Here is a 9,194-nt window from a genome sequence, read left to right as displayed (position 1 = left end):
GCTCTGCTCGCTCCTCGTTCCCCTGCAGGTCGTATTTCCCCTCGAGATCACTGCAGACACGTTCTGCGACCGCGAGTGCGTCTGCGAGCGTTCCGACTTCGGCTTCGACCGACCCCCAGTCCGGATTGGCGTTCGGGTACACTCCCACTTGGTACGTTCCACGAATTCGCTCGCGCCAGCTCGGCGACGCCTGGTACAGCGACGTCGGCGCGATCGTCACCTCCATCGGCGTCGACAGTATTCCCTCTTGTATTTCCTCCTCGAAGAACCGAACTAACGAAAGGACGCACTTCCGTCGCCCCAGTGCCCACGGACGGACGCTTCCCTGCTCGCAATCCCATGCGTCGAATCGCGCGTCGATGCTTTCGGTCGTCTCGAGCCCCTGTGCGGTCGCGGATCGACTAACTGAGTTCTGTATCGACATCTCTGAAACCCTCTACCCCTCCTGAAGGTCGAACAACGCTACCGGGCGGTGTGCTCTCACGACCACTCTCTCCGAAGCGGGACCGTCCACCCCTTCCTGTGGGAGGGCGGAGCGGTGGCGCGCGATGAAAGCGTGCTTTAGCGCGCTGAACGCGCGAGGGACGACCGAGGAGGCGCACACCAGTGCGCCCCGCAGGGAGGAGGATGGGGAGGACGCGAGCGCAGCGAGCGTGTGGTCGGACACAAAAATGAGAGGAGTCTCCGCTACTCGTCGGCCCACCACCGGCCGTGCTCGGGGAACTCGATCCGGCTCCACCCGGTCACGGCCAGGTTGCACGTCTCGTCGTACCAGTTCTTCTTGACGTTTCGCAGCCGCACGGTCTCTCCTTCGCTCACCTTCGTCTGGTAGGAGTTCTTCCAGACCGTGAACTTGATCTTCTCCGTGTCGTCCGCGATCAGTCCCACCTGCTGAATCGAGGTTTTCGACGGCTCCCACAGTTCGATCACTTCCCCCTGGACGTCCACTTCGCCCGTCTCCACCTCGGGGACGTCCGCGATGTCCACGATCGTCCCTGCTTCAGCCTTGACCTCGTCCATCTGCTCGAGGGTCGCATCGATCATCGACTTCCCGTTCTCGACCTTCTCGGCCAGCCCACGGCTGACTGCCGCCCGGCTCGGACCACTGCGCACGCTCTCGGTGATCCGCACCGACTGCGTGTTCACCTCTGCAACCTCCGTCCGCTCGAGTTCCGACCGTGGATCGATCCGCTCGATCCGCCGCTCACGGCGCTGCTCGACGACGACCTCTCGGGTGCGCTCCTCGCGCCCCGCTTGCTGGCTGAACGCCGCTTTCGCGCTGATCCGATCGAGCTCTTCCTCACGAGCCCGGATCTCCTCTTCCTGGGCCAACGGCAGGTGGCCGTACTCGTTCTCGTCCCGCCCGACCACCGTTTCCGGGTGCTCCGTCTCGACCTTCGTGTGCACCTCCTGATCGACTGACGCCGCGAACTCCGGCGTCTTATCGACGACCTCGAACCCGTCTTCATCGACCGCTCGTCCGCCCTTCTGTTCGTCCGCCTGTTCATTGACCGAAACGTCCTTGTCGCTTGGGTTGTTACTAGACATTGGAGTCCTTGGCTCCGAAGGCGCTCACGCGCCCGACACCGCGATGCTCCTACATCGCGGTTTTCCACGACGTCACCGTCCGACAGACTCGTCTGCGCGCTCTCGCTTGCGCCTTCGCGAGCGCCCCTGGGCGCGAGCGAGAGCGCGCCTCAGGAGGGGACCCAGCCAGCACCGCGCGCCGACCCGCCCGGAGCGAGCGTCCAGCGCATTCCCCGTTCGCCGCGACGCAACCACGTCCGTCGCGGGCGGCGAAGCCGCGGTCCGCAGGACCCGGACGGGTGAAGCGCTGGCGCCGAAACCACATGCCCGGAACCCAGCGGGGAAGCAGGGGGGTGAGCAGCTACGCAGCGCAACCCCCCGGACTGACCCGCTGGTGCGAGGGCTTGCCCGGAACGGGCGCGGGCAGTGCGCAGAGCGCCCGCACGCCCGGAATGGTCGGTCGCGAGCAAGCGGAGGGCGGCACGCGGCGAGCGGGGCGTGCCGTCTCGAACACACCGGCCACACTTCTCGAGGCCTACCGGTTCTCGATCCCTCCGCCTGGTGGATACACAGGGCGAGACCGTCTCGGTCGTCCCCCGACGACGTCTCCGCGAGCCAGCGAGCGGAGAGCGACGAGAGCTACGCCTCTCGATCGGCAAGCACCGCAACGGAGTGAGGAGCGCACCGAGTCGCGGGATGCCGAGCGGTCGAGGGCTTGTGGAGTGAATCTCGATTCCCTCGAACATCGATGCATCAGCCGCTCACGCTAAACGCGTGAGTGATCAGCAAGACACAGTCTCGACCGGATTTCACTTCCTCAGAGAGCAGTGACCGTAGACTGGGGGTTATCCTCCGCGTTCGTTATCAGTCTACGAGAGACTGCAATAACCGCCGTCCCTCGACGACCGTTGCGCGATCTTCAACCCCCGCTGCAGCGAGTGCATCCGCGATAGCCTGTTCAGCAATCGAATCGCTCACAAGGACGGCGACATGAGTTTCGTTCTGTACTGCGTACTGATACGCCAGTCCCGCGAGAATCGTATCCGTCTTCTCGATATCGTCCTCGGTCACATCGTCTGCTGAGAGGGCACCCATTCGACGTCGGGTTTTGTCGACGACAGTGGAGACCCCGGACAGCGTGAAATCAATCTGACCGGGCTCTAACCATCCCGCATCCTGTGCCGCCCTGAGCCGATCACGCTGATAGACATATGCGTCCGGACTTTCACCCAGTTCTTCAGCGACCTGTTGGGGAACACGAACGGTGAGATTCTGGTGTTGGACGTGACGCTCGAACGCTTGGTACTTCTCGTTCGAGGGGCCACCCATCGCGAACAGCACGCTACTATCGATCACGACGATACTATCGTTCGGAATCGATTCACCTGCCATTACTCGGAACGATCAAGATAGGGATCGTATGTCGCTGCCTCCTCGAGAACGTCCTGCAGCGCAGTGAAGACGGTCATTCCCTCGACTGGATGGACATCGAGTTTGGTTGCAGCAGTTCGCTGGGAGAGTTCCCCATCCATGATGCGGCGGGTATAATGAACAGCTGCAGCGAGTTTGGCGACTCCCTGCCGATCGATGAAGACCCGGATATCGTCGTTTTCGAGTTGCCGCCCAATTGCGTCGATCATGGCTGGAGTCGCGAGGAGTTCACCATCGGGCCCGTCCATCTCGAGCGTGAGTGGTGTCGCGATGACTGTGGTGGGAGTCTCGTCTTCGTCTCGTCTAACGATGCCCATCTCCTCGAGTTGTCCAACGTACTTGTAGGTCGTTGAATGGGCCATCTCGAGATCGTCTTTGAGGTCGTTGATCGTGACTGGCCCATGCTTCAACACATGAATATAGAGCCGAGCAAGCTGTGGCGTCGTAAGGAGCTCGGCATACGAGAGGAGATCGTTGAACGTCTCTTCTGGGTCCGGTGGGCGAGAGACGTGGTTTTCGGCAGACATCACAATCCATGTTCTATGGATAGTGTATTAAGCCTTTCTCACGGATGAACACCCAGGGTCGACAGCAAGTAGCAGCCTCAGACGACTCCGTGCTGCTCCATAGAGGGGGTGATTTGATCAGATGAATGCTGAGGGCTCAGGGAGTCCATGAAATCCGGTCTCCTGTTTCGGACGAACTCAAGCGTATTTAGTGGTGGAGGAACGAGCGGGGTGTATGTTAGTTGAACTGACCGGATTCCAGCGCGACCTGTTAGTCGTCCTCAGTGGAATGGAGACGCCGAGTGGGAGTGAGATCATGAGCGTAGTCGAAAACGAGCAGGATCGCTCGGTCCTCCACGGACGACTCTACCCGAATCTGGACGATCTCGTCGACGAAGGATATATCGAAAAGGGGGAACTCGACGGGCGGACGAACTACTACGCAATTACTGGTGAGGGGTACGAGAAGCTCCAAGCCCGCTACGAATGGGAACAAGAGCATCTCGAGGCACGGTCAAATGGCGACAACGAGTAGCGAGTACAACGGTCTGAGGAGAGAGGTTCAGCCGACCGATACCCCTGGACGTGTCTAGCCAGAAGAGATATGTAGCATTGAGTGTTAACCTAATTGCATGAAACTCAGACAACCAACGGACTTCCTGATCCTGGAAGCACTCGAAGAGAAAGGCCGCAACGTCGCGACCAACCTGCAATCACACACGGGGAAGAGTCGAAAGAACATCAACACGCGGCTGCCCGTACTCGAGGATTACGGCCTCGTTCGGAAAATCGGACCAGCGGAACGTTCTGGGCTGTACGAGGTCACCCCAGACGGGAAAGCTGCCTTGATCTACCAAGAGCAGTACGACGAGGTCGACGACTTCGGCGCCCTTCTCGAAGGGCCAACCCCAGAACACGAACAGTCCACTGCGACAGCGGAACCCGCGTTCGTTCGTGGAGAGGATAACGACCCTGAGCCCGACGACGAATAACCTCACTCACGACGGCGGCTCCGGTGGAGTCCGTTATCCCTGACTCGGTATCAGTCTCGGTAGTACGTACAGGTGAGCTACTGGTCATCATCAGCCGGTACTAAGTCATGGTGCCGAAACGAAATTGGCAGTTCTTGGTCTGTTTGTACGTCTCGGAGTGAGTACGAGTAGGCATCTATAGATCGACCGGTTTCCGAATCGAGGTCGTCGGTGATAACTCCGATAATCTCGCAGACTACACCGTGGTATCGAGAATCAAGATCGTCAGAACCGATGTAGATCCGCACCCGGTCGCCGACTGAGTACGAATCAGGTGACGGTTGCGGGATGTCTTCCATTGATTCGGTTTGGATATACAGGCTGTATCAGTCCATCGGTACGTTCGCAGCTCTACGACCACACAATGGGGAAAGCCCGGCAGCGCAGCGAGCGAACACAGTGAGCGAGATGGGCAGCCCGGACCCTGGAGGTGGGTGGGGGTTCGTGGGATGGCGGTACTGTGCGGTATTGGTGCTGAGCAGCTCGTGAAATGAGTCCACCGGCACCGACTGATTGCCACGCTGTAGTGTCCCGCTCCGATCCACCAGATGTTGACGCCTCGAGCGGACCCCCTGGGCTCGTGACGCCGCTGTTGGCTGGTCGTTACTCGTCTTCGCTAGTCGTCTCCCCTATTCGCCTCTCGAGAAGAGTCCTCGGAGTCGATCGCTAACCGAGTCGAGCCATGACCGCACTTGCACCTGGATTGCCCGCTGCAGGTCCTGCTTGAGGACGGCTACCTCCGAGTAGTACCCTCGAGCCCCCTGAGGCAGTTCGTGGAACCGCTTGTTGCAGCCAATGCACGTGTACTCGAACTCTGCACGAACCCGATTCTGATGATGCTCGAGCTCACCGCCCTCGCTGTAGTGGAACTCCTCGTAGACGAGTTTCTTCGAGACGAACTCCCGGCAGTCACAGCGCGGACACTGCGTCATCTGCAGTGGCTCGTCTGCCACGCCTCGTGGTCGTGGCTCCCGACCCCTCGTGACGTCGTCCGGGTTGGACTGCTTCCGACCGTCCGGTCCTGGCTTGTCTCCCTCCCGAACCCACTTGTCGAACTCGTCGCCCAGCGCACTCTCGGTTTCGTCCTCCGATTCGTCGTCTGACTCGTGCCGATCACTCCAACTCATGATCCCTCTACCCCTCTCGGGGGACGAACAACACCAGCGTGCAAGTGTTCATCCAACAGCCTGCGATCTCACCAGCCCCGCCTCGAAGCGCATTCCTCGAGCACCTCCCAACCCTATTTCTCGTGCCTGCCCCTCTCCCCACCCGTACTCCTCGAGCCTACCCTTCACCCTGCGCCCCTCGAGCCCGGCACCCACCCACTCTCTCACCCGCTGTGCCACCCCTAGTCTCCCCCTCTACCCTTCCCTTCTCTCCGTTCTATGCTATCTGATACATTCACCGCTAACCCCCCTCGTTTCTGTCGTCCTCTTCACCCTGTCTCTTCTCCAGTGAGATGGCTCCCTCCACCCCCACCTCACCCTCACCCTGATTATCCTCTTCCCCCAGCTCACCACCGACTCTCTTTCCCCCATTCATCTCAGCCTCTCTCCGACCACCCTATCTCTCCCCACCCTCCCCCTCCACATCTTCTTACGAATTCTGATACATCCTCTTTCCTCCTCCTCTCCCACCCTCCGCTGTTTACACCCCGTCGCGCACACCTCTATTTCTGCATACCCCCCTTATCCTTTGGACGATTTTCCGGTATGCAAAACCGGTTTAACGGATTCAGAATGGAGTAAAGGCCCGTCGCGCGTTTCTAAGGCCGTTTCAATACGCGCGACGAAACCGGCTAATCGTGGAAAGAAGCTAAAAACGCGCGACGAGGGGGCGAAGCTGCTGAAATAGCCACTTTAGCCAGAGTAATAACAACAGAAAAATATTTTTTGAAGATCAATTTTTAAGCCAGTTATCGGTCTAAAACCCCTCAAGTCCAAAATTTCCCTGGTATAACGCTCAGAAAACGCGCGACGGGATATAGTCAATCCATTATTATAGGATATTATTATTTTACTCTAAAGAGGTAGAATTGGTGGAATGGCCGCTCATAGATCAGACTAGACTGCTTCAAAGAGTGGTCAATAGGACTGAGAAAGTGTCCCGATTTCTCCGGTATTGCATCCGTATAAATCGTGGTCTTAGTAAGTGAAAGATATTTCTCTTTTCGGATGATATTCGATCCGTTTTTGCAGCGAAAGGAGTGGGGAAAAGCGTCTCAAAACCAGCCGTCGTTTCCATCTAGCTGATCGTACATATCGTCGGGAAACGGGAGGCTCCCATAGATCGTATAGGGGCACTGGTCTTGTCCGATACAGTACCGTTGCATGTCGTCGTTATCGCAGTTCATCGGAAGCGGTGTTGTGCCCTCAGGACCAATCCCACGCTCTCCGCGACGGGCTTCATATTTGATCTGGTACTCGGTGATTTCGGGATCATGCCACGGCCAGCGGCTGAAAAGATTCTGGAGATCATCGATAGTTTCCTCGAGAGATGCATCTTGATACTGAGGGAGCCACATCACCATCCGGACGATGTTGAAGAGGTCTTTCCGAACGGGTTTCTCTTCGTGCAGGCGTTCATCCAGGGCCGCCAGACACGGCAGTTCGAACAGATCTTCGAGCTCGTCGACTTCGATCGGGCGTGCTCCACTACTCGAGTGGGCGATCTGGTAGGTGTTGACTCGGCCACTCCGGTCGATCGTAATCGATTTGTGGGACTCGTTATTCGCGAGGGTGTTTCCGACCGTTCGCGGACTGGTGAACTGCTGCAGTTGTGCTTCCTCGCCGTTAGTCTCGGGCTCGTACGCTTCGAGAGCGCCGTAGAGTTCCCTCGAGGTGTGAAACTCACCGACCTGGGTGTTTGGACTGGCGCTGATCGCGGATCGCAGGAGCCGCACGAGACGCTGTCCCTGATTCCAATTCTGCCAGAGCTTCTCGTAGTGACCGCCGCGAATGGCCCGTTCGATCCGGTCGCTGATCGCAGTTTCATTGGTTGTCAGCCAACTGCGTTCGTCCTCGCCCAGTTCGTCTTCTTGGGCCGAGCGTAAGCGGGCGAACCCGGTTTCGGCGTACTCCTGGTAGTCCTCCTCGAAGTCTTCGATCGGGATGTAGAGGCTGTTGTTCGCGAGCTGTGTCCTGATTTCGCCCGTTTCCTCGGCACTGGTTGCTTCGTCGGTTGTCCGAGTGAGACAGGCCCGTGAGGCAGCTGCCATCGGAATCTCGATGTAGAGAGTGTCCTCGTCGAACTCCTCAGTGTCGAAATCGGGCATCGTCGTGACGTCAGTACAGACCCGCCCTGGGTGTGGCCCGTCTTCGCTGGGTGGTTTCCCGTAGATGGTTTCGGCAATGTCTTGGTAGAGCGTGGGGTCGTCGTACTCGCGGATGAGTGAGATGAGGTTGTTCGCGAACAGTTCGCGGATGTGGTGGATGACCTGATTGCGCCGAACGGGCGTGTTTTCGAAACGGGTGTGCTCCATCACACAGATCGTCCCAATGGTCGCGACTAGGACGAGCGTTGCAGGCTGATCGACGAACGACCGTTCGAGCGTTCGTTCGCGTTGGGCTGGTTCAAACGCACCGGTTACGAACCGCTCGACGTGTGACAGCACCGTCTCGGGATCGGGTTCGTCGTCGACGAGATAGCGATCATAGCCACGGGCGAACAGTTGAACGATCTCGCCGGTCGTGTACTCGGTTGGGACGGCGGCGACCAGGTAGGCGTCTCGTTCGGAGTTCCGTAGGTCAACCATTGTGATCACTCAAGGAACTGCGGTCGGGCGTCGGCCTGTGGATCGAACGCGGGGCTGTCGATCGGTTGAACGATCCGACACACCTCCGCATGCAACGAGTAGGGGACGCGAAGCAGCCGGCTTCGGTCGGCAGTCACGACGGGATCGATTGGGATCTCGTAGCGCTCGATCAGAAAGTCGTTGAGCACCTCGCGACTCTGTTCATCGTAGTCGTGTTCGGGATCGTCATCCAGGAGGTAGACGTGGACGCCTTGCCCGGAGTAGACGACCATCGTTTCGTCGGCGTTGAACTCAGTTTCGAAGATATCGCGCGTTTCAAAGCCGTACTCGATGACACGCTCGAGGTCCTCGAACGCATAGGGATAGCCATCGGGATCGGCCGCTTTGATGCCCGATTCTGCGAGCAGTACCTCGGTGCGGGAGCGATCGTCCTGATCGGCATCGATTTCGGCGTCCTCGAGTTCTCGTTCGGCCCGTACTGCGGCGATATCTTTCGCGTCGATGTCGACGGCGATCACCCAGGGTCGCTCCCAGTTGTCCAACCCGTAGTAAACCCCTGCTGACACGGGATCGGATTTCACGAGAAGATCGGGATCTGCGAGTGCGTACTTGCTGTCACCGAAGGGATCGTTGCGTGCGGGGGCTTGAAAGAACGACAGAACGTCCTCAAACCCGTCGAAATTTTGTGCTCGCCGCCCGCCAGTTGAGTCCGTCCGCCACGTCGCTCGGCGGATAAAGCCTCGGTCGGGGCGGTCGTCTTTGCGGATCGGGTGGCGATCCCGAAAGCTGAGGCCGAACTCTTTCGGTCCGGTCGCTGTGATGAACGATGGAAGCTGATCCGTGTATTCGGGGAACTCCTGGTCGTAGTAGGCGTAAATCTCGTCTCGGGTCGCTTCTCTCCACGTCATGGTTCTCTTATCGGTATCCCGTACCCGGCGAATGGCA

The 9,194-nt window shown here is 58.8% G+C and carries 10 protein-coding genes; 2 read left to right on the top strand and 8 right to left on the bottom strand.

Annotation, left to right across the window (positions count from 1 at the left end; all coding sequences use genetic code 11):
* The 4 genes from DVH23_RS20495 to DVH23_RS20475 all read right to left on the bottom strand — a co-directional run.
* Nucleotides 1-424: hypothetical protein (locus tag DVH23_RS20495; RefSeq protein ID WP_114579241.1), on the bottom strand; the 424-nt coding region annotated here is incomplete at its 3' end.
* Between the two features lie 263 nt (nucleotides 425-687).
* Nucleotides 688-1,548, bottom strand: a complete 861-nt coding sequence (locus DVH23_RS20490; RefSeq protein ID WP_114579239.1) for a DNA-binding protein — start codon at nucleotides 1,546-1,548, stop codon at nucleotides 688-690.
* An 843-nt stretch (nucleotides 1,549-2,391) separates the two neighbouring features.
* Nucleotides 2,392-2,919 (bottom strand): hypothetical protein, encoded by a 528-nt coding sequence (locus DVH23_RS20480; RefSeq protein ID WP_114579238.1) that lies wholly within the window; start codon nucleotides 2,917-2,919, stop codon nucleotides 2,392-2,394.
* Nucleotides 2,919-3,485: a helix-turn-helix domain-containing protein gene (locus DVH23_RS20475; RefSeq protein WP_114579237.1), complete on the bottom strand. Its 567-nt coding sequence runs from the start codon at nucleotides 3,483-3,485 to the stop codon at nucleotides 2,919-2,921. Before DVH23_RS20475 ends, DVH23_RS20480 begins: the two co-directional genes overlap by 1 nt.
* Nucleotides 3,486-3,699: 214 nt before the next feature.
* Here DVH23_RS20475 and DVH23_RS20470 point away from each other — a divergent pair, with 214 nt between their 5' ends.
* Nucleotides 3,700-3,999 (top strand): PadR family transcriptional regulator, encoded by a 300-nt coding sequence (locus DVH23_RS20470; protein ID WP_114579236.1) that lies wholly within the window; start codon nucleotides 3,700-3,702, stop codon nucleotides 3,997-3,999.
* A gap of 97 nt (nucleotides 4,000-4,096) precedes the next feature.
* Nucleotides 4,097-4,456 carry a winged helix-turn-helix domain-containing protein gene (locus DVH23_RS20465; protein WP_114579235.1) on the top strand — a complete coding sequence of 120 codons (360 nt, stop codon included), beginning with the start codon at nucleotides 4,097-4,099 and terminating at the stop codon, nucleotides 4,454-4,456.
* 668 nt (nucleotides 4,457-5,124) lie between these two features.
* Here the strand turns inward: DVH23_RS20465 and DVH23_RS20455 are convergent.
* From DVH23_RS20455 to DVH23_RS20445, 4 genes are all read right to left on the bottom strand, one after another.
* Nucleotides 5,125-5,622, bottom strand: coding sequence for a hypothetical protein (locus DVH23_RS20455; RefSeq protein WP_114579233.1), 498 nt, complete (start codon nucleotides 5,620-5,622; stop codon nucleotides 5,125-5,127).
* Nucleotides 5,623-5,902: 280 nt separating this feature from the next.
* Nucleotides 5,903-6,037: a hypothetical protein gene (locus tag DVH23_RS25075; protein ID WP_255565292.1), complete on the bottom strand. Its 135-nt coding sequence runs from the start codon at nucleotides 6,035-6,037 to the stop codon at nucleotides 5,903-5,905.
* A 679-nt stretch (nucleotides 6,038-6,716) separates the two neighbouring features.
* On the bottom strand, nucleotides 6,717-8,249 hold the full coding sequence (locus DVH23_RS20450; protein ID WP_114579232.1) for a primase-associated protein: 1,533 nt from the start codon (nucleotides 8,247-8,249) through the stop codon (nucleotides 6,717-6,719).
* A gap of 5 nt (nucleotides 8,250-8,254) precedes the next feature.
* The gene (locus DVH23_RS20445; protein ID WP_114579231.1) at nucleotides 8,255-9,157 is read right to left on the bottom strand and encodes a DNA primase; all 903 of its coding nucleotides are present in this window, start codon (nucleotides 9,155-9,157) and stop codon (nucleotides 8,255-8,257) included.
* Nucleotides 9,158-9,194: the final 37 nt, after the last annotated feature.

It is taken from the genome of Saliphagus sp. LR7 (assembly GCF_003344565.1).
In the GTDB taxonomy this organism is placed as follows: Archaea; Halobacteriota; Halobacteria; order Halobacteriales; family Natrialbaceae; genus Saliphagus; species Saliphagus infecundisoli.
The sequence above is the reverse complement of the archived record's forward strand: the minus strand, read 5'-3'. Positions and strand labels throughout refer to the sequence as shown.

Bases quoted from the DNA above. Each gene is read 5' to 3' on its own strand.
- DVH23_RS20465 (WP_114579235.1), top strand. From the start codon at position 4,097: ATGAAACTCAGACAACCAACGGACTTCCTGATCCTGGAAGCACTCGAA.
- DVH23_RS25075 (WP_255565292.1), bottom strand. From the start codon at position 6,037: ATGAATGGGGGAAAGAGAGTCGGTGGTGAGCTGGGGGAAGAGGATAAT.
- DVH23_RS20490 (WP_114579239.1), bottom strand. From the start codon at position 1,548: ATGTCTAGTAACAACCCAAGCGACAAGGACGTTTCGGTCAATGAACAG.
- DVH23_RS20450 (WP_114579232.1), bottom strand. From the start codon at position 8,249: ATGGTTGACCTACGGAACTCCGAACGAGACGCCTACCTGGTCGCCGCC.
- DVH23_RS20480 (WP_114579238.1), bottom strand. From the start codon at position 2,919: ATGGCAGGTGAATCGATTCCGAACGATAGTATCGTCGTGATCGATAGT.
- DVH23_RS20470 (WP_114579236.1), top strand. From the start codon at position 3,700: ATGTTAGTTGAACTGACCGGATTCCAGCGCGACCTGTTAGTCGTCCTC.
- DVH23_RS20455 (WP_114579233.1), bottom strand. From the start codon at position 5,622: ATGAGTTGGAGTGATCGGCACGAGTCAGACGACGAATCGGAGGACGAA.
- DVH23_RS20475 (WP_114579237.1), bottom strand. From the start codon at position 3,485: ATGTCTGCCGAAAACCACGTCTCTCGCCCACCGGACCCAGAAGAGACG.
- DVH23_RS20445 (WP_114579231.1), bottom strand. From the start codon at position 9,157: ATGACGTGGAGAGAAGCGACCCGAGACGAGATTTACGCCTACTACGAC.